The sequence below is a fragment of the Halobacillus massiliensis genome (genome assembly GCF_900166625.1).
GTDB lineage: Bacteria > Bacillota > Bacilli > Bacillales > Halobacillaceae > Halobacillus_A > Halobacillus_A massiliensis.
Map to the genome: position 1 here is coordinate 2,227,229 of NZ_LT800499.1, position 19,362 is coordinate 2,246,590.

At 40.2% G+C, this 19,362-nt stretch carries 23 protein-coding genes; 20 read left to right on the forward strand and 3 right to left on the reverse strand.

Annotated elements, in window-relative coordinates:
* Nucleotides 1-17 precede the first annotated feature (17 nt).
* The 5 genes from B7E06_RS11120 (at nt 18) to B7E06_RS11140 (ending at nt 3,482) form a co-directional block, all read left to right on the forward strand.
* Entirely contained in the window at nt 18-266 is a 249-nt protein-coding gene (locus B7E06_RS11120; protein ID WP_082234049.1) for a DUF2584 family protein, read from the forward strand.
* Nucleotides 267-366: 100 nt separating this feature from the next.
* Complete coding sequence (locus tag B7E06_RS11125) at nt 367-1,038, forward strand: uracil-DNA glycosylase (RefSeq protein ID WP_082234050.1); 672 nt, start codon at nt 367-369, stop codon at nt 1,036-1,038.
* Between the two features lie 75 nt (nt 1,039-1,113).
* On the forward strand, nt 1,114-1,746 hold the full coding sequence (vrrA, locus tag B7E06_RS11130) for a VrrA/YqfQ family protein (RefSeq protein WP_082234051.1): 633 nt from the start codon (nt 1,114-1,116) through the stop codon (nt 1,744-1,746).
* 78 nt (nt 1,747-1,824) lie between these two features.
* A complete protein-coding gene (gene msrB / locus B7E06_RS11135; RefSeq protein ID WP_082234052.1) occupies nt 1,825-2,784 on the forward strand; it encodes a peptide-methionine (R)-S-oxide reductase MsrB in 960 nt (319 codons plus the stop codon).
* A 122-nt stretch (nt 2,785-2,906) separates the two neighbouring features.
* Entirely contained in the window at nt 2,907-3,482 is a 576-nt protein-coding gene (locus B7E06_RS11140) for a TetR/AcrR family transcriptional regulator (RefSeq protein WP_082234053.1), read from the forward strand.
* A gap of 90 nt (nt 3,483-3,572) precedes the next feature.
* Here the strand turns inward: B7E06_RS11140 and B7E06_RS11145 are convergent, their stop codons facing one another.
* Entirely contained in the window at nt 3,573-4,235 is a 663-nt protein-coding gene (locus B7E06_RS11145; protein WP_082234054.1) for a GNAT family N-acetyltransferase, read from the reverse strand.
* Between the two features lie 138 nt (nt 4,236-4,373).
* Here B7E06_RS11145 and B7E06_RS11150 point away from each other — a divergent pair, with 138 nt between their 5' ends.
* The 5 genes from B7E06_RS11150 (at nt 4,374) to B7E06_RS11170 (ending at nt 7,241) form a co-directional block, all read left to right on the forward strand.
* The gene (locus B7E06_RS11150; protein WP_179134131.1) at nt 4,374-4,979 is read left to right on the forward strand and encodes an alpha/beta hydrolase; all 606 of its coding nucleotides are present in this window, start codon (nt 4,374-4,376) and stop codon (nt 4,977-4,979) included.
* A gap of 66 nt (nt 4,980-5,045) precedes the next feature.
* On the forward strand, nt 5,046-5,249 hold the full coding sequence (locus B7E06_RS11155; protein ID WP_082234056.1) for a DUF6501 family protein: 204 nt from the start codon (nt 5,046-5,048) through the stop codon (nt 5,247-5,249).
* 248 nt (nt 5,250-5,497) lie between these two features.
* Nucleotides 5,498-6,067, forward strand: coding sequence for a histidine phosphatase family protein (locus B7E06_RS11160; protein WP_082234057.1), 570 nt, complete (start codon nt 5,498-5,500; stop codon nt 6,065-6,067).
* A gap of 109 nt (nt 6,068-6,176) precedes the next feature.
* On the forward strand, nt 6,177-6,416 hold the full coding sequence (locus B7E06_RS11165) for a ferredoxin family protein (RefSeq protein WP_082234058.1): 240 nt from the start codon (nt 6,177-6,179) through the stop codon (nt 6,414-6,416).
* Nucleotides 6,417-6,500: 84 nt separating this feature from the next.
* Nucleotides 6,501-7,241, forward strand: a complete 741-nt coding sequence (locus B7E06_RS11170; protein WP_082234059.1) for an SDR family oxidoreductase — start codon at nt 6,501-6,503, stop codon at nt 7,239-7,241.
* A gap of 32 nt (nt 7,242-7,273) precedes the next feature.
* Here B7E06_RS11170 and B7E06_RS11175 read toward each other — a convergent pair whose 3' ends face one another.
* Nucleotides 7,274-7,549 carry an acylphosphatase gene (locus B7E06_RS11175; protein ID WP_082234060.1) on the reverse strand — a complete coding sequence of 92 codons (276 nt, stop codon included), beginning with the start codon at nt 7,547-7,549 and terminating at the stop codon, nt 7,274-7,276.
* 66 nt (nt 7,550-7,615) lie between these two features.
* Between B7E06_RS11175 and B7E06_RS11180 the strand changes: the two genes are divergently transcribed.
* The 3 genes from B7E06_RS11180 (at nt 7,616) to B7E06_RS11190 (ending at nt 13,117) form a co-directional block, all read left to right on the forward strand.
* Nucleotides 7,616-8,584, forward strand: coding sequence for a P1 family peptidase (locus B7E06_RS11180; protein ID WP_082234061.1), 969 nt, complete (start codon nt 7,616-7,618; stop codon nt 8,582-8,584).
* 5 nt (nt 8,585-8,589) lie between these two features.
* Complete coding sequence (locus tag B7E06_RS11185) at nt 8,590-9,483, forward strand: gamma-glutamylcyclotransferase family protein (protein ID WP_179134039.1); 894 nt, start codon at nt 8,590-8,592, stop codon at nt 9,481-9,483.
* Nucleotides 9,484-9,550: 67 nt separating this feature from the next.
* Nucleotides 9,551-13,117 carry a dynamin family protein gene (locus tag B7E06_RS11190; protein ID WP_082234063.1) on the forward strand — a complete coding sequence of 1,189 codons (3,567 nt, stop codon included), beginning with the start codon at nt 9,551-9,553 and terminating at the stop codon, nt 13,115-13,117.
* A 38-nt stretch (nt 13,118-13,155) separates the two neighbouring features.
* Here B7E06_RS11190 and B7E06_RS11195 read toward each other — a convergent pair whose 3' ends face one another.
* Entirely contained in the window at nt 13,156-13,842 is a 687-nt protein-coding gene (locus B7E06_RS11195; protein ID WP_082234064.1) for a SurA N-terminal domain-containing protein, read from the reverse strand.
* A gap of 123 nt (nt 13,843-13,965) precedes the next feature.
* Between B7E06_RS11195 and B7E06_RS11200 the strand changes: the two genes are divergently transcribed.
* The 7 genes from B7E06_RS11200 to B7E06_RS11230 all read left to right on the forward strand — a co-directional run bounded on the left by B7E06_RS11200 (nt 13,966) and on the right by B7E06_RS11230 (nt 19,350).
* A complete protein-coding gene (locus B7E06_RS11200) occupies nt 13,966-14,460 on the forward strand; it encodes a superoxide dismutase family protein (protein WP_082234065.1) in 495 nt (164 codons plus the stop codon).
* A 203-nt stretch (nt 14,461-14,663) separates the two neighbouring features.
* Complete coding sequence (locus tag B7E06_RS11205) at nt 14,664-14,864, forward strand: cold-shock protein (RefSeq protein WP_082234066.1); 201 nt, start codon at nt 14,664-14,666, stop codon at nt 14,862-14,864.
* An 81-nt stretch (nt 14,865-14,945) separates the two neighbouring features.
* Entirely contained in the window at nt 14,946-15,158 is a 213-nt protein-coding gene (locus tag B7E06_RS11210; RefSeq protein ID WP_179134040.1) for a cold-shock protein, read from the forward strand.
* Between the two features lie 157 nt (nt 15,159-15,315).
* The gene (locus tag B7E06_RS11215; protein WP_082234068.1) at nt 15,316-16,929 is read left to right on the forward strand and encodes an ABC-F family ATP-binding cassette domain-containing protein; all 1,614 of its coding nucleotides are present in this window, start codon (nt 15,316-15,318) and stop codon (nt 16,927-16,929) included.
* A gap of 435 nt (nt 16,930-17,364) precedes the next feature.
* Entirely contained in the window at nt 17,365-18,168 is an 804-nt protein-coding gene (locus tag B7E06_RS11220) for a LysM peptidoglycan-binding domain-containing protein (RefSeq protein ID WP_082234069.1), read from the forward strand.
* 165 nt (nt 18,169-18,333) lie between these two features.
* A complete protein-coding gene (locus B7E06_RS11225; protein ID WP_082234070.1) occupies nt 18,334-18,852 on the forward strand; it encodes a P-loop NTPase family protein in 519 nt (172 codons plus the stop codon).
* A gap of 117 nt (nt 18,853-18,969) precedes the next feature.
* Complete coding sequence (locus tag B7E06_RS11230) at nt 18,970-19,350, forward strand: helix-turn-helix domain-containing protein (RefSeq protein ID WP_082234071.1); 381 nt, start codon at nt 18,970-18,972, stop codon at nt 19,348-19,350.
* Nucleotides 19,351-19,362: the final 12 nt, after the last annotated feature.

Consider the following 19,362-nt stretch of genomic DNA (forward strand, 5'->3'; position numbering starts at 1 on the left):
AAAGGAGAGGTGGCTGTATGTCTACACCGCTTTCCATGGAATGGACAATAATTACGAATGGCAAAGAAAAAAGAGTGTTCCCTAATGATAACCTGTTTGAAATAACGTTTGAAGGCTATAAAATATTTCCCCTAAATGAGAGAATTGAAATTAAGCGGAATCCGCGTGCTGATCAAATCGGTTCAGGGCAGATCGAAGAACTGATTCTTAAAGAAAATTCTACCGTCTGCAAATATCGGTTAATTTCTTTACATTCCGTCAATTAACCCCCGGGGAAAGAGATAATTTATGTCACTTTATGCGCTTTCCCGGGAAATATCATGAAACCATTTTCAGATAATAACAGAGACGACAAAGGAGTATTATATGAATGTTTTTGAAAATGATTGGGCTGACGTCCTAAAAGAAGAAATGGAAAAGCCTTATTATCTGGCATTACGGGAAAAACTTAAATCTGAATATAACAGTGAAAAAATATTTCCCGATATGTATGATATATTCGCGGCTTTTCACCATACATCTTTTGAAAATACGAAAGTCGTCATTATTGGACAAGACCCCTACCATGGGGAAGGACAGGCCCACGGGTTAAGCTTTTCTGTACGCAAAGAGGCAGCCATTCCCCCATCTCTTAGAAATATTTATAAAGAGCTTGAGGATGATTTAGGCATTCATACGCCAGCACATGGAGACTTATCTTACTGGGCCAGTCAAGGTGTTCTGCTGCTTAACAATGTATTAACAGTAAGAGCTCATCAGGCCCATTCTCATCGGAATTTAGGATGGGAGCGATTTACTGACCATGTGATTGATGTGCTTAATAAAAGAGAACGGCCCGCTGTATTTATGCTTTGGGGAAAGCCAGCACAGAAAAAAGCAGCTTCTGTGGATGCTGCAAAGCACTGTGTGATTGAGTCAGCGCATCCAAGTCCGCTTGCAGCTTATAAAGGTTTTTTCGGCAGCCGTCCCTTTTCTAAAGCCAATCGATTTCTCAAATCTAAAGGTGAAGACCCGATTGACTGGGAGATTAAGGATTAAAAGTTAGTGGATGGCCCATACCTGACCTATAGCTCATGCATAGGCTACCGTAAGAAATATTACGGAGGGTCTGCTATGTTTCAAAATCAATATCCTTTCAATGGCCCTGGGAGAAACTTTCCAGGAGGTTTTCAGACGCCTGGAACAAACACGCGAGGCATCTTATCCAACTTCTTTCAACAGGGTGGACCTCCAGCCGGAGGATTCCCATTTTCCGGCGGGGCCCCCTTCCAAGGACCGGCAGCTTCCACGGGAGGAGGAGCCGGCTGGCTGGGCAATATTCAAGGCGCCTTAAATGCCATGCAGAAAGCCGCGCCAATGATTCAGCAGTATGGACCAATGATGAAAAACATTCCTGCCATGTTAAATATGGTTAAGCTCATGAATATGGATGACGACGACGATGACGAGGATGATGGCGAAGAATCAGAAAACGAGAATATAGAAAGCAGTTCACTGGAAAGCCTGAATGTAAATAAAAAACAAAATAAAGATAAAAAGAAACAAAAGCCTCAGGCAGAGAAGAAAAAAAGAAAGCCTCATAAGCATCATTCAAATGATAAAAGAAGAGAGTTTGAATCTTCGGATGGAGGATCACGTCCTAAAAAAAGGCATGACGAATCTTCTAATAAGAAAACGAAGCAGCGGCCAAAAGCAAAGCCGCAAACAAAAAGACAAGGAACATCACAGCCTAAGTTATTTATTTAGGTAGTGCATGTTGCTTGATTTTTTTTTGTTTTTTAGAAAGAATAAGTTACATGACTTACTTTTGGGAGGTCCCAACGTATGAATAAACAAACAAAAATAGCTACATTTGCAGGCGGATGCTTTTGGTGTATGGTAGAACCTTTTGAAGAAAGACCAGGCATTATCTCCGTATCTTCCGGATATACAGGGGGCCATACCGAAAACCCGACATATATGTCCGTGATTACGGAAACGACTGGCCACCGTGAAGCCGTTCAGATCGAATATGATCCAGAGATATTTCCATATGAGCGGCTTTTAGAGCTCTTCTGGCAGCAAATCGACCCGACCGATGCCGGCGGGCAGTTTGCCGATCGAGGAGAATCTTATACGACGGCTGTGTATTACCATGATGAGGAACAGAAAAAGGCTGCCGAAGAAAGTAAAGCAGAGCTTGCGGCTTCCAATAAATTCAGCAATCCGATCGTAACCGATATTCTTCCGGCTGAAACTTTTTATCAGGCAGAAGAAAAGCATCAGGATTATCATAGGAAAAATTCTTATCACTACAAGCGCTATAAAAAAGGTTCGGGACGTCAGGACTTTATTAAAAGAACTTGGGGCGTTAAGAAGGATTATAAAGAATTGAGAGAAAAGCTTTCCCCTATTCAATATCAAGTCACACAAGAAAATGGAACAGAACGGCCATATCAAAATGAATATTATGACCATGAAGAGGAAGGCATCTATGTTGATATTGTTTCCAAAGAACCTCTGTTCAGTTCCAAAGATAAATATGATGCCGGCTGTGGCTGGCCGAGTTTTACGAAGCCGATTGAAAAGCAGCAGGTAAATGAAAATACGGATATGACCCACGGGATGATACGCACAGAAGTAAGAAGCGATAAGGGAGATTCTCACCTGGGGCACGTTTTTGATGATGGTCCTCGGGACAAGGGCGGATTGAGGTATTGTATCAACTCAGCTGCACTCGAATTTATTCCAAAAGGCGAAATGGAAGAAAAAGGATACGGTTATTTAAAACACTTATTTCAATAAGAAATATTCAAACTGCCGGCTTTATACCGGCAGTTTTTTTGTTAGAGTAGATATTTTTTAAAACCTATTGGAAGGGAGAGGTTAAGGATTTGTTATACTGGAGGTAGAAAGAAGGGTGAGTAATGGGCAGAAAAAAACTGCTGACAAAAAAAGAACTATTTAACGCTACCGGAGAACTGCTGCTAAAGGAAGGCATCCACGGGTTTCATTTTAAAAAGCTTGCTGAAGAACTGGAAGTGGGACGCAGCACACTTTATGAATACTATCGTAATAAAGAGGATCTCCTCGTTGCCTACTTTAAAGAGCTTATGAAAGCTATGAACGAACGGATTGAAGCCATACCTAAAAATCTCCCTGCTAATTTAAGACTCAAAGAGTTTCTTTATATTTTACTTAATCATGATGAAATTCACCAGGTGGAGCGCATGATCCGAGATATACAGACGAGTGATCAAGAGCTTGTGGCCTATTATTTAAAGGAACTGGCGAGTGAACAGCAAAAGACCTACACGATGTTGACCGCATGTATTGAAATAGCGAAGATGGAGAAAATTTGGAGCGATGATGTGGATACACAGCTGATTGCCGACATCATTTTTCATGCCATTTTGTTTCGATATAAGAAAACGATTGGAACCGAGCAAATGACTCATCAATTATTCAGACTGTTTGAAAACGGACTTCTACACAAAGAATAACCTGTATATAAGAGGTTTAAATGAAGATAGGATCAATCGTAGCGTGAAAGCTGAAAAGGCTGCCGAATTTTTCGCGGCAGCCATCAACCTTTATAGAAACGGGTTTTTCCACTCGGTTAAGAGGCCATAGTGACAGGACTCTTCGTCTTCAATGTAGTTTTTCACCGGACGGACAGGGGACCGACCTGCTTTAAATAAAAAGGTCAGAATGGGATCTTCCAAATCACCCTGCAGTACGGCATTTACATATTGACCCGGTGAAAGCTCGTCTGCATGTTTATGATACCCCGGCATTCTTCCGCCGCCCACTAAACGGTCTATGTTTAAGTGAACAACCGTTTCGTACATAGCCTGGGTCAGCTGCCTCCCGATTCCAAGAGACCGATAGGCAGGGTCCACGCAGATATCTACGACATACAAATCTTTTCCGTCCTTATTATGAGTATGTATCGTACCATTAGCCGTTATTTCTTCCCAAGTATGATCTTGTTCATCCGTAATATTTGTCCGCATCGCTGTCATAGAACCGGCTACAATACCCTCCACTTCAATACAAATACAGCCTTCAGGGAAGATCGTGATATGATCATTTAATTGCCCCTCATCCCATAGCAGCTCTGAGGGAAAGGGCGGGGGAAACGCTTCTTTTTGGATTTCAATTAATCGCCTAAAGTCCTGTTCCTTATAATTGCGTATATACAGGTGATGAAAAGGATGGCCTTTTTTCTCAAAACCATAAATCCATTTGTCCATAAATCACTGACCTCCCGTTAATTGATTTATTTTGAGTATAGCATAAGAGGGGAGAAATCGAAGTTTTTGACATTATCTCGAATTAAAGATAAAATGCGGATAAATGCACACACAATTTAGGAGGATGGTTTTATGAATATGAAGCACATTTACAAAGAAGGGGCTGCGAAACAATCTCCGGTACTCCTCCTGCTTCACGGTACAGGAGGAACAGAAGAAGATTTATTACCGATTGCTGAATTAATTGATCGCGATGCAGCGATACTATCCGTTAGAGGAAACGTATTAGAGAATGGAATGCCGCGTTATTTTAGAAGAATTCGCGAGGGAGTTTTTGATGAGGAAGATTTAAAACACCGGACAAAAGAACTGCATGATTTTCTCGATCAGGCTGCTTTAGAATACGGTTTCGATCGGGGCCAAGTAATCGGTGTAGGATATTCCAATGGAGCTAATATTGCGGCAAGTCTGCTGTTTCACTATCAAGAAAGCTTGAAATCAGCGATCCTTTACCATCCGATGGTACCACTGAGAAATGTGCCGCTTCCTGAGCATTCCTCATTAAAAGTCTTTATTGGAGCTGGCGAAAATGATCCGATTTGTCCACCAGAAGAAACAAGTGAACTTAAAGGGCTATTGGAAAAAGCCGGTGTTGCTGTAGAGGTTCAATGGGAACGTATGGGCCATCGCCTGACAGAACAAGAAGTACAGGCATCTGCCCGGTGGTATAAACGTCAATTTTAAGATTCTTATTTGAAGGGCATCACTATTTAATTGTATGATAGGAAGAGCAAAAGGAGGTAGAGGTAAATGATTCATAAAACATGGGAAACAACGGATCCAATAAAAAAAGTAGAATGTGTCCATAATGAAGCGGCAAAATTTGTTGTTAAAAATGTATTAACCCCGGGAAAGACGTATGATGTGCAAAACGAAAGCGAAGAATTTTATTTTATTATTGATAATTCCGGCCGTATCGGCGGATTTTATAAGGATTACTTTAAAGAAGTATAGTCACTTCAATTTTCTTCTTTGCTTTTGTTAAGTAATACAGGTGCTGAAAAAGTGTAAGGAGACCTGCTTTCTTTTAAAATACGAGGGGCTTGACAGCTTGACTGGAGTTTTGATAACTCCAGTTTTTTTATATTCGCATGTCTCCACAAATTGAGGATAGAATAGAAAGGAAGATATTAAAAATCTTGTCAAGAGGCTATTGATCATTGATAATAGTAATAAGGCTAAAGTATGGAGGGGGAGTCAATTTGGACAAACTAATCTTAGTACGTCACAGTGAGACAGAAGGTCAGCATGAAGACTCACCATTAACGAAGCTTGGTGTTCGACAAGCCCAGGTACTCGCTTCTTTTCTCGATCATTCCGGCTATGAAGTCAGCCGAATCATTTCGAGTCCTTTTTTAAGGGCGATGGAGACCATTAAGCCTTTTGCCCGGATGAAGGGAATCGAAATTGAAAAAGATGAGCGTCTTGAGGAAAGAGTATTAAGCCATACACCGCTTGATGATTGGGAAGAAGTGCTTTACGATACTTTTGCAGATCCAGAGCTTAAGTTAACAGGCGGAGAATCCTCAAGAGAGGCGAAACAAAGAGTCTTAAGCCTGATCGATGAACTGGAACAGCAGGAAGGTAACGTAATTCTTGTCACTCATGGAAATTTGCTTGCTCTGCTCCTCCAGAAGTACAAAAGGGAATTTGGATTTAACGAGTGGAAACGCCTTTCACGCCCGGATATTTTTCTCGTACAGAAACAGGGCGGGGAGTATACAGTTGAACGGATCTGGGATGATCCGGCCGATTATAAAATTAACGTCTAACAATTGCGAAATTCCTCGAAAATCGTTATTATATAGGATGGAGTTTAAGACTTCATTGAGAAGTGTATAAAATATACAGGACTAATACTTTGTAAAGGAGGAAATTCACTTGGCATTTGTAATCACTTCCCCTTGTAAAGATGAAAAAGCTGGAGAATGTGTAGAAGTTTGTCCAGTAGATTGTATCGAAGAGGGTAAAGATATGTTTTATATTGATCCTGCCATCTGCATTGACTGCGGAGCGTGTGAAGCGGTCTGCCCGGTCGAGGCTATTTATATTGAAGATGAGGTACCAGAAGCAGAAACGAAATACATCGATATCAACCGTAAGTACTTTGAAGAGCAATAATTTATGACATAACCAAAAAAGCCATTCCTAATTTTATAGGAGTGGCTTTCTTTTAAATTTGGAAATAATTAGGAGGTAATCATTATGGGAAAATTAGCGAACAAGACAGCCGTGATCACGGGAGCAAGCAGTGGGATCGGAAAAGCAGCGGCCCATCATTTAGCGAAAGAAGGAGCCCGTGTCGTTTTAGCAGCAAGACGCTCGGAGCGTTTGCAGGAACTGGCGGACGAGATTATAAATCATTATGGTGTGGAGGCATTAGTAGTAGAGACAGATGTAACAAAACGGGAAGATGTTGAAAACCTGGTCAAAAAAACAAAAGACTCGTTTGGCAGCGTTGATTACTATGTAAACAATGCGGGCGTCATGCTTCTTTCTTTCTTAAAAAATGACCATATCGATGAATGGGAACAAATGGTCGATGTCAATATTAAAGGGGTCTTATACGGCATACATGCGGCTCTGCCTGTCATGCTTGAACAGAATTCCGGGCATATGATCAACGTGTCTTCCGTAGCGGGACATGAAGTCTTTCCATCAAGTACCGTATACAGTGCGACAAAATATGCGGTTAAAGCTCTTTCGATGGGAATGGAAAAAGAACTTTCCGGCACAGGCGTCCGTGTTACTAACATTTCACCGGGGGCAGTGGATACGGAATTAACAGACCATATTACAGATGGAGATGTTGTGGAAATGTTTAAAGACCGCAAGATGACCCCGCTTCATTCCGAGGATATCGCCGAGGCCATTTCTTATGCGATTACTCAGCCTGAGAATGTTAATGTGAACGAAGTGATCGTCCGGCCGATGCATAAAAAATAAAACATCACCGCAGGCTTTCTGCGGTGATCTCTTTAGTATTTAATCTTAAAGTCGGCATGGCCTTCTTCTTCTGAAAAGGTTTCTTCATCCACATGTTGGACTTTTATAAAGGGGCTGGGGCCTGCTTTTAGTTCTTTTAGCAATGCTTGCAGGTCTTCCTGTGAGCCTTCCCCTTCGACGATTACTGTCCCATTTTCTTTGTTTTTCACCCATCCATTGATATTATGCTGCTTGGCAATTCCCTGGGCGGTCGCACGAAAGCCAACACCTTGAACTCGTCCGTGAAATGTCCAGCGTTTTCTTGTCATAAAAGCACCTCCGTAGTGTATTTACCTTCTTCTAAAAGAACAGAAACATGAAAGTGAGGGAAAGGTATGAAGGAAATTTCAATTGATCAGTTGAACGGCTTTACGATAGGGCATGACGTCAACCAGTCTGGAGCCACTGGCTGTACGGTTATTTTGAGTCCAAAAGGTGCTGTAGCCGGTGTGGATGTCCGTGGGGGTGCACCGGGAACACGAGAAACCGATCTTCTGCGCTCAGAGAATCTTGTCGAACAGGTTCATGCAGTGTTTTTTGCCGGCGGAAGTGCTTTCGGTCTCCAGGCAGCAGGAGGGGTTATGCATGTTCTAGAAGAAGAGGGCATAGGTTTTAATACGGATGGAGGAATTGTACCCATTGTGCCGGGTGCGATTCTTTATGATTTAATGACAGAGAAATCGGCTAAACCAGATGCCGACATGGGCAGAAGAGCCGCCCAAAAAGCTCTGATAGCTTCTTCTGTTCAGCAGGGGAATATCGGGGCAGGAATCGGAGCGGCTGTCGGCAAATGTCTCGGAATGAACTATGCAATGAAAGGCGGTTTTGGCCATTATGCGGTGCAAATCGGTGATCTGCAAGTGGGTGCCGCCGTGGTTAATAGTTTTGGGGATATTATCAACCCCCACACCGGGGAAAGAATAGCCGGTGCTTATGATAAAAAAGAGAGAAGGTTCTTAAAAACAGAAGAGTTGTTAATAAAACAAATCCATCAAGCCAAGACGAACCGTTTCAGCAATAATACTTCCCTGGCTGCTGTCATGACAAATGCAAAGCTGCAGAAGGCAGAAGCAAATAAGCTGGCCTCTATCGCTCATGATGGATTTGCACGGACGATGAGGCCTTCTCATACATTGGTAGATGGAGATACTATTTTTATGATGAGCACGAATCAAGTACGTGCCGATTTGAACAGTTTAAGCTTTTTAGTGACACATGTAATCGAACAGGCCGTGATTAACGCTGTGACTTCGGCGGAATCCTTAGGACAGCTGCCGGCCTATAAAGATATAAAGAAGGAGTGACCCTGGTGTTTTTATTTGTCTATGGATCATTATGCAAGAATCAAAGGAACCACCATTTCTTAAAAGAGGCACAGCTCGTAAGCGAACAGGCCTGGATCAATGGAAGCTTATACAGTGGTAAATCGTACTACCCGCTTCTTGTAAAAAACGAAGACGAACTCGTTTATGGAGAACTATATAATGTTGATGAAACTAAATTAAAGGAAATTGATAAACTGGAAGGCTATCATCCTTCAGACCCCTCCTCTTTATTTACTCGGGAAAAAGTAAAAGTATCTTCAGAGTATTTTACTAATGAAGCTTTTACTTACTTCGCCAGCCCTCATGTAGAAAAAGTAAAAAAGATCGATCATGGAGATTGGAAAGTGGAACAACAGCTTAAGCGTGACAAGCTGTATTACTTTGCTTTTGGATCCTGTATGGATCAAGAAAGGTTTATTCAAGGGAAAGTGGAACATCATTTTCAGAACGTCGCCGGCTCTGCTGTCTTAAAAGGCTATCAGCTTGCTTTTGGCCATCACTTAAAGGATGGAGCGCGAGCAGATGTCAGAGAGAATCGCAAGGAGGAAGTGGAAGGAGTTCTTTACCATATAGAAATTGACGCAGTTGATTATCTATACATGCGTGAAGGCGTTAATAAACAGCATTACCGGCCGACGATTGTAGATGTTGAATATAATGACGAAACCATACAGGCTTTGACGTTTACGGTGCTGGAGAAAAAAGAAGATATGGCCGTTCCTTTGCATTACGCAAAAGAAATATACAGGGGAGCGTCTAAATATTTGTCTTCTGCATATGTTGATCGAATTGTCCAGAAATTTACGATTGATAACCCGGTAGAAGGCTTTACAGCTTTCTTATCAGAAGATAAAGAAAAAAAGACTGTAAAAAACTGAAAAAATATGTAGTTTTGCTATAATAGACTTACGATGAGGAGACGAACTAAAGGAGAATCAATATCAGATGGCGATTTCTACAACAACCGAAGATCAGCTTTTAGCAAAACTAGCTTCCCTTTATAAAGCATTAGAGCAAAATTATCCAGTACAGGCTGAAAAGCTTCTGGACTTAATAAACAAAAAGCAAAGTGAGCGGGTCATGATAGGGTTTGCTGGTCATTTCTCGGCAGGTAAATCAACGATGATTAACCAGCTAATGGAAAACGATATCCTGCCATCAAGTCCAATCCCTACAAGTGCTAATATTGTTCATTTAAGCAGTGGAGGTCCTAAGACTGTCATATATTACAACGATGCCTCTCCTGAGGAGTATGATGGGGAAATCGATATAGAGACAGTTAAAGCTCTCTGCCGTGATGGGGACAGTATTAAAGAATTGGAAATCCTGAGGCCGATTGAAAGGCTGCCTGATAATGTGAGCGTACTCGACACACCAGGTGTTGATTCAACGAATGACGCTGATCGAGTCATTACTGAATCTTCTTTGCATTTAATGGATTATCTCTATTATGTGATGGACTATAACCATGTTCAGTCAGAAGTAAATTTAGGGTTCCTGCTGGAAATGCAGAAACGGACGACCCCTTTTTCCATCATTGTTAATATGGTTGATAAACACAATGAGGAAGAACTGAGTTTTGAAGAGTTTAAAACCAGTGTCCGTCAATCTTTATCTGTATGGGGGATTGACCCTGAAGCTATTTTTTATACGTCTCTTATTGACAAACAGCATACCCACAGCCAATTTGAGCAGCTTCAGATTGATTTTCAGAAAAAAATGTATCCCGAGAAACAGGAACAAAGCATTTATGGTCATACGTATTCTTTGATTGAAGAAGCGATAACCGAACTCGAAGATCACTATAGTGAGCAAAAAGAGGAACTTACTGAAAAGATCGAGGCCGCAGAAGAAACGATGGAAGAACAGAAACCTCATCATCAAGGGACTGTCTCTTTAAAAGATACAGAAGACAGGTTTCAGGAGCGGGTCTTAAGTTTTATTTCCAATGCTTATTTAATGCCAAGTGATGTACGTGAAGAAGCGCGGCAGTTTTTAGAAGCAAAGCAGTCGAATTTTAAAGTAGGCTGGCTCGGCTCTAAAAAGAAAACAGAAGAGGAAAGAGAACGAAGGCGCGAAAGGTTCCATGAGGTGTTACAGGAAACTTTAGAGAAAAATCTCATATGGCCGCTAAAGGAACGATTGAGTTCGCTGCTGGAAGAACAGAAAATTAATGATGAAGCTCTTTTACAGAAAGTGCAGGCGTTTTCGCCAGAATATCCAGACGAGCGATTGGATTCACTTATCGAGTCAGGAGCTTCCGTTACAGGGGAATATCTTCTAAGATATACGGACGCATTGGCAAAAGATATTCAAAAAACTTTCCGCCTCAAAATGCAGGATTATTGGGCTGAGATTAAGAGTTATTCAGCAGCAGATGAAAAAGATGATAAAGAACGAAACGCAGCGTATTATCAGGCGGCTGAAGAGAGAGAAAAATTAAATACAGCTCTCACACAGATTGAAAATCAAATTGAGAAAGAACGCGAGCGTTTGGAAGAGGCATTTACCCAAGGCAGTGCAGATGAGTCTGTTTTTGATCAAATAAATCAGTCCCTATTAGAAAGAAAGCAGAACGTACAGCAATTAAACCATCAAGACTTAGTTGTCCGCACGAAAGAGACAGTGTTAGAACCAGAAGAAGAAGCTGACCATCCACCTGTATCTGTAACTAAAGGAATGAAAGAGAAGGCTGAGAAGGCCATTGATATTCTGGACTCAGTCAATGGCCTTGAAAGTTTACGCCGGCAGCTTATAGATAAGAAGGAGCGGCTTGAAGATCGTTCCTATACGATTGCCCTCTTTGGCGCCTTTAGTGCCGGTAAATCATCATTTGCCAATGCTCTTCTTGGAGAGTCTATTCTGCCTGTTTCGCCAAATCCGACAACGGCCACAATAAATAAAATTTCCGCACCGACCGAAAACTATGGTCATCAGTCGGTTGTCGTTAAAGTAAAGTCTGAAGAGAATTTGCTTGAAGATCTCTATAATGCGTCGGATATGGCGCTTGAAGCAGCGTCTCTCAAAGAAGCTTATGACGTTTTAAACAGCTGGCGGGAAAAAGACATGGATCAGCTGGAGCATAAGAAGCGGTCATTTATTACAGCATTTGTTCAAGGATATGAAAAAATGGGAGCAGTCATTGATGAGGAAACGACCATACCATGGGACGATTTGGCCTCCTTTGTTTCAGAAGAGAAAACATCCTGTTTTATAGAATGGGTCCATATATATTTTGAATGTGAATGGACGAAAGCAGGGGTTACATTAGTAGATACGCCAGGGGCAGACTCGGTGAACGCCCGTCATACAGATGTATCCTTTGAATACATTAAAGACGCGGATGCTATTTTGTTTGTAACTTATTATAATCATCCCTTCTCAAGAGCAGATCAGTCTTTCTTAAAACAGCTGGGAAGAGTCAAAGATTCATTTGAAATGGACAAAATGTTTTTCATCATTAATGCTGCAGATTTAGCAGCTTCTGAAGAAGAACTTCATACTGTAGAAAGCTATTTACAGGAGCAGCTGCTGCAATTCCAAATTAGAAAACCAAGAATTTATTCTTTATCCAGTTTAAACGCCATCCGTTATCCAAAAGAGCGGGAGGTAGGCTTTACTGATTTTGAAGCAAGGTTCTCCAGTTTCTTAAAGGAAGAATTAACCGAAATGCTTCATCATTCTATGCACCAGGATATAAAAGAAGCGGAACAGACGATGGAATCGTTCATTGAGCAGGCGTCGCTTGATGAAGTTCAAAAACAGAAAGAAATTAAAAGAATTCAAGAAGACCACCAGGAAGCGGAAAACGTATTAAACAGAGTGGCTATTGAACGAAATCAACAGGCTGTTGATAATAAAACAAAAAAACAGCTTCACTATGTAAGTGAACGATTGATGCTGAATTTCCATGATTATTTTAAAAACCAAATGAATCCTGCCGTCATTAAAGGAACAAAGGCGGAAGCGAAAAAGAACTTAAGAAAAGCAGCCAGACAGCTTCTTGAGGAAATTGAATTTGAAATGAATCAGGAAATCCGTGCTGTTTCGATTCGTATGGAAAGCTATGTGAAGGAGCGGCTCGTTCAGCAGCAAAACGAATTGCAATATGAGCTTCAAAAGATAGAGCCTGTCAGTTTATCGTATTATGAATGGGAGCGGCTTATAGCTCCGGCTGTCAATTATACACTGCCCGTGAAGGCAGACGATCTTTCCTCCATTCTTAATCAATTTAAAGGGACTAAGTCCTTTTTTGAACAAAATGAAAAAGAAAAAATGAAAGATCAAATAGCCGATTATATCAACGCGCCTCTTAAAGAAGTCGTTGAATCAGCAGACCGTCCGATTGCGGAGCATTATCAGTCTCTTCTTAAAGAAGGGCTTACAGAGGCCTTAAGCCAATGGAAAGAAGATGTTAAGCAGGCGTATGACCGTAAGCTGTACGGCCTGCAGCATTCCGCAGATACAGACCAGCTTAATGAACAGTTGAGGCAGATAAAAGCAATTGTTTAAAAAAGTCCCCTGGGTGAGAACTCCAGGGGACTTTTTTATTAAATGTTTCTTTTAATATCTGCATCTTTTTTTAATTGATCAACGAGATCAAGAAGCTGGTCATTCTCTTTTCGATTGATAACCTGCCGCTTGATATCATCTTTAATCTTTTCATAACCAGGCATTTTCTGGCCATCGCCGCGCTGATCTTTCATCGTTTCATATTCTTTTTTCAGTTCTTTTTCAGTAAGTTTGACTTCTTCTGTATTTTCATCTACGTATTTGTTAATAAGCAGGCTTTTGTTAAGTTCTTCTTTTACTTTTTCCTCATCCAGGTTACTATCTTTAAAAGCCTTATCTTTAGCGTCATCACTTTCAAACTGAGAAATGAATTCCTCGTACCGTTTGTTTAGCTCATCTTCGGAAACTTCATATCCTTTCTTTTCTGCTTCCTGTTTTAAAAGTTCAAGCCTGATCATCTGCTCAGCAATACTTTCTTTCATTGTATCTTCCTGGCCATCTAAATTCATTCCCATTTCCTCATACTGTTTCTTCGTCCCGTTCACTTGACTTTCAAATTCTTCCCTTGAAATTTCCTTACCATTTACAATCGCTACAGGGCCGGTTTTATTCTTATCCTTATTATTTGTATCCTTATTTACATCAGCCTGCTCATTATTGCTGCAGGCCGCTAGTAATAAAGCTGCCAGGACAAAAGTAAGCGTTGTAAGTGCTAACTTTTTCATAGGTCCATCTCCTTTGGATTCTTTCAATCGGAGTTTAGCACATTGATTATGTGAAAGTAAAACCTTGTTGGTATATTTCCACAATTTTTACATAGAATTGTTTAGAAGGGAGTTGAGGGGCGAATGCTTCCCGTTCTATATGACGGCACGATTCGTTATGAAAGTATCGCATATGCTCAGTTTCACAGCAGTCCTCTTGCACCCGATCTTAAGGGTGTGGTAAATTTTCTTCAATTGCCATATGGGGTGGAGGTTATTATACAATTAGAAGGACTTCCTGAATTTGAACAGAAACCGAATGGGACACAGGTAGGACCGCACGCCTTTCATATTCATGAAAAAGGTGTATGTGAAATAGGCGATGGGGAAAAACCTTTTGAAACGGCAGGCGGCCATTGGAATCCTAATCAGCAGCCTCACGGAAATCACGCAGGAGATTTTCCGGTTATTTTTTCGAATACAGGAAGAGCGAGAATGATCTTCTTTACGGATCGCTTTAAAATTAAAGAGATATTAGGAAAATCAGTCATCATTCATCAAGGCCCGGATGATTACATCTCCCAGCCGAGCGGAAATGCAGGTCTGCGAATGGCATGCGGCCTCATAGTGCAGGGATAGAATTTTTAAGCGCATCTTGACTTCATAGGCGAATTCGTGTATAGTTATACGTGTATATAAATTCCTCACAAAGACGTAACTCTAAAAAAATCATTTATTATAAAGAGTTATCAGCAGGGATTGGTACTTTTTATAATATGTGATTTTTTTCATGGAACATGGAACACATATTAATTTTTAGAAACATTGGAGGACCCATTTTTATGAAAACTGGTACAGTAAAATGGTTTAACGCTGAAAAAGGATTTGGATTTATCGAAGTTGAAGGTGGAGAAGATGTATTCGTACACTTCAGCGCTATTCAAGAAGAAGGATTCAAGGCCCTAGAAGAAGGTCAAGCTGTAGAATTTGAAATTACAGAAGGCGACCGTGGACCTCAAGCTGCTAATGTAGTTAAATTATAAGGTTTTTAAAAGAGACTGGCTTCACAGGAGTCAGTCTCTTTTACATATTTTATTTCATGTCCAAAGGAGGTTTCGATACAAATGGCATTCGGTAAAAAGAATCAACCGGAAATAGTTGAAGAAGAAACAAAAATTTGGGTATGTTCATCAGAAGACTGTAACTGTTGGATGCGTGACAACTTTAAATCTGACGAAAAGCCAGTTTGTCCTATATGTAAAAGCGAAATGGAAGCCACTTCCAAAGTATTGCAGGTCGTGACAAACAACAGTCTTTATTATAAAGAGAATCAGTAAAACAAATACGATGAGTATGAAAAACCGGCTTCTCTCCATAAGGAAGCCGGTTTTTTTGATGATGATTATAGGAGTTCATGGATAACCCCTATTCTATAAGCTTAATGAGTGATATAATTTGAATGTTATACACTTATGTACGGGAGGATTATGAAATATGTTAAATGCAACTAATGTAAGTCTTCGTTACGGTGATCAAAAGCTGTTCGAAGATGTGAATATAAAATTTACTCCAGGAAACTGTTATGGACTCATCGGGGCAAACGGAGCCGGGAAGTCTACGTTTCTTAAAATTTTGAGCGGGGAAATTGAACCTCAAACTGGAGACGTATCCATGAAAAATGATCAGAGGCTGGCCGTGTTAAAACAGAACCATTTCGAGTACGATGAGTACCCTGTACTTGAAACAGTTATTATGGGCCACAGCCGTTTATATGAAGTGATGCAGGAGAAAGACGCGATCTACATGAAGGGAGACTTCACTGAGGAAGATGGCATGAGAGCTGCAGAGCTTGAAGGTGAATTTGCCGAAATGAACGGCTGGGAAGCAGAATCGGAAGCCGCTCGACTTTTAACAGGGCTTGGAATTACAGAGGACCTTCATGATAAAAAGATGCAGGAGTTACCAGGCGCTGAGAAAGTAAAAGTATTACTAGCACAGGCTTTATTTGGAAGCCCGGATGTGCTGCTGCTCGATGAGCCGACAAACCACCTTGATATCCGTGCTATTCAGTGGCTGGAAGACTTTCTGATCGACTTTGAAAACACTGTCATCGTTGTTTCACACGACCGACACTTTTTAAATAACGTATGTACTCATATTGCCGATCTTGACTTCGGAAAGATTCAGGTTTATGTTGGAAATTATGATTTCTGGTATGAATCCAGTCAGCTGGCACAAAGAATGGCTGAAGAGCAGAACAAGAAAAAAGAAGAAAAAATTAAAGACTTAAAAGAATTTGTTGCGCGCTTTAGTGCTAACGCGTCAAAATCTAAACAGGCGACCTCCCGTAAGAAGTTATTGGAGAAAATTACGCTCGATGATATTCAGCCGTCTTCAAGAAAATACCCCTATATCGCTTTCAAAGCTGACCGGGAGATCGGAAACGATCTGCTGGAAGTAAAGAACCTTAGCAAAACAATTGATGGGGTAAAAGTATTAAATAATGTCAGCTTTCGTTTAAATAAAGACGATAAAGTCGCGTTAGTAGGCAGCAGTGAAGTTGCCAAAACAACATTATTCCAAATTTTAATGGGAGAAATCGAGCCGGATGAAGGTACCTTTAAGTGGGGGATTACTACTTCACAAAGCTATTTCCCTAAAGATAACTCGAAGTTTTTTGAGCGTGATGATATCAACCTTGTAGAATGGCTGCGTCAATACTCTCCTGAAGATGAAACAGAAACCTTCCTTCGCGGATTTCTTGGAAGAATGCTTTTCTCAGGGGAAGAAGCACTCAAGAAATCTAATGTACTTTCTGGAGGAGAGAAAGTACGCTGCATGCTTTCTAAAATGATGTTGTCTGGTTCAAACGTTCTGCTCCTCGATGAGCCGACAAACCACCTGGATCTAGAATCAATCACTTCTCTTAACAAAGGATTGATCAATTTTAAAGGTTCCATTATTTTTGCGTCCCATGACCATGAATTTATTCAGACGATAGCTAATCGTATCATTGAAATTACTCCTCAGGGAATTATTGATAAAGAATTGACTTACGATGAGTATCTTGAAGATCCAGAAGTAAAAAAACAGTTAGCCAGTTTATAATAATATTTTAAAAAAGGCTGTCGAATAATCGGCAGCCTTTTTTGTTTTTATATTTCTTAATTTAAGTTGAAAAGAAAAATTAGAATGACTTTACGGTGAATTAGAGGAAACTCAAGGCTGGAAAGATCTTTTTTAAATCTTTGCTTTTATAAAAACTTTAAAAAAGAAGAAAGCCTAAATGAAGAATTATTAAGATATTTCTATTGAAATATAATTCTTATCTAGCTGTGAAGGCGAATTCACTCGAATTTCATGTATAAAATTGGAGATCCATGGTAACATAGGCCTAATTTGTAAACTCAGTGAAAAATAAGCGTCATAGTTGAAATCTAACTGTTAGCTGTTTGTTCTTAAAATTTATAGATAATCTGTTAATCTTGTAATTGTGGTTAAAACAAACAAACTCATCCATTTTAGAGGAGGACTCGACTGAATATGAAAAAAACAGCTTTCTCATTAGCAGCAACAGCAGCCTTAACTGGAGCCTTCGCAACTAGCGTTAGCGCTTCTGAATATACAGTAGATAAAGGTGATACTCTTTGGGGCATTTCTCAAGAAAACAATACATCAGTAGAAAAGCTTAAAGAATTAAACAACTTAGATTCAGACCTAATTTTCATAAACCAAACAATTAAAGTTTCCGGTGAAGCAGAAGCACAGCAGGCCGAAACTTATGAAGTTAAAAAAGGTGATACTCTCTACGGAATTGGTAAACAGCACGGTGTTTCTGTAGACGAGCTTATGAGCTGGAATGGTCTATCTAGCTCTCTAATTTACCCTGGTGATGAACTTTCTGTTTCTGGTCAATCATCTGCTCCAGCAGAAGAAGCACCGAAGGAAGAAACACAAACTGAAGCCCCTGCAGAAGAAACAACTCAGGAGGCGAGTGCTGAAGAACCAGCTGAAGAAACATCTAATGAATCAAATGATACAAGCAATGACGTTATTAAAGAATTTACTGCAGAAGCAACTGCTTATACAGCAAGCTGCACAGGCTGCACAGGCGTGACTGCAACAGGTATTGATTTAAATGCAAATCCTGATCAAAAAGTTATAGCTGTAGACCCTGATGTTGTTCCACTAGGATCTAAAGTTTATGTAGAAGGTTATGGAACTGCAATTGCCGGAGATACTGGCGGAGCTATTGACGGAAATAGAATTGACCTTTATATGCCGAACCGCGGTGACGCATTAGACTTTGGACGTCAAGACGTTAAAGTACAAGTACTTGCTGAATAATAAAAGAGGTAAATAAAAGCCTGCTATTGCCCCTGCAATAGCGGGCTTTTTTATGTCCGTATTATTAGACGATCCTTCATATGTTCGAGTTTCAGGTAAATGGCTTCCTTTTGATAGAAAGGATTGATAAACTATGAAAGTGTCTTAAATTCTGTGAGGTGGATTATGAAAAAAATTGCGGTTATCGGATCGCCCGGCTCAGGAAAATCTACTTTAGCAAGAATGCTTGGAGAAATTTTGAAGATTGAAGTCGTACATATGGATCGTTTGTTTTGGAACCCTGGATGGTTACAGTGTACCCAGGAAGAGCTGCAGGCTAAACAAGATTTTTATTTGAAAATGGGCAGCTGGATTATCGAAGGGAATTACAGCAAGATTTGGAATGAAAGGCTGGCCCAGGCAGATACTATCATTATGATTGATCTTAACCGTTATACGTGTGTTTATCGTGTGATTAAACGCTTTATAAAGAATTATGGCCGTACAAGGTTTGATTTGGGAGAAGACTGTATAGAAAAGCTTGATAAAGAATTTTTACGTTATGTCTGGCAGTTTTCCAAGAAGAAGAGAACAAAGTTGTTAAACGCTCAAATAAAGCACTGCTCTCATGCGCAAATCGTTATTCTGCCAAACAGGAAATCTGTAGAGAAGTTTGCAAACCAATTAATTCGACTTCAAACTTAGTAGTAACTCCAAATTCAAATAAAAAAACATAAATCAAGCGAACAAATGTGCTTATTGTTAGACAAAACCTCTGGTTTATATTGTAAAATAGAAGAAAAGCCAGAGGGAGAGGATACGATGTCTCACAAAAATAATCCGAAAAAATTTGCTCTAAATATGAGTGCGGCTCAATTCACTAAATTTTATGTTATGCACCTGCTTCAGGTAAGTGAGCCTTTAATAAGTGAACATTTTAAAGCTGAATTCAGAAAGCTTACAACGAACTGGATTCCGGCACCCTCCACATTACTTGATACCCTTCATGAAATGACAGAAGAAGGACTGCTCTACCGAAAAGAAGATTATAAATCCCATGAAAAAAGACGGCAGAAGGTATATTGGTATTACTTGACTGATCAAGGTAAAGAAGAATTCGATGTACTAAAGAAAAAGTATAAGATTTTATTTGAAGAACAGCAAGCTATTTTGTCTCAGATTATGAGAGAAGTCTACAAATAAGAGAGGGTTTTC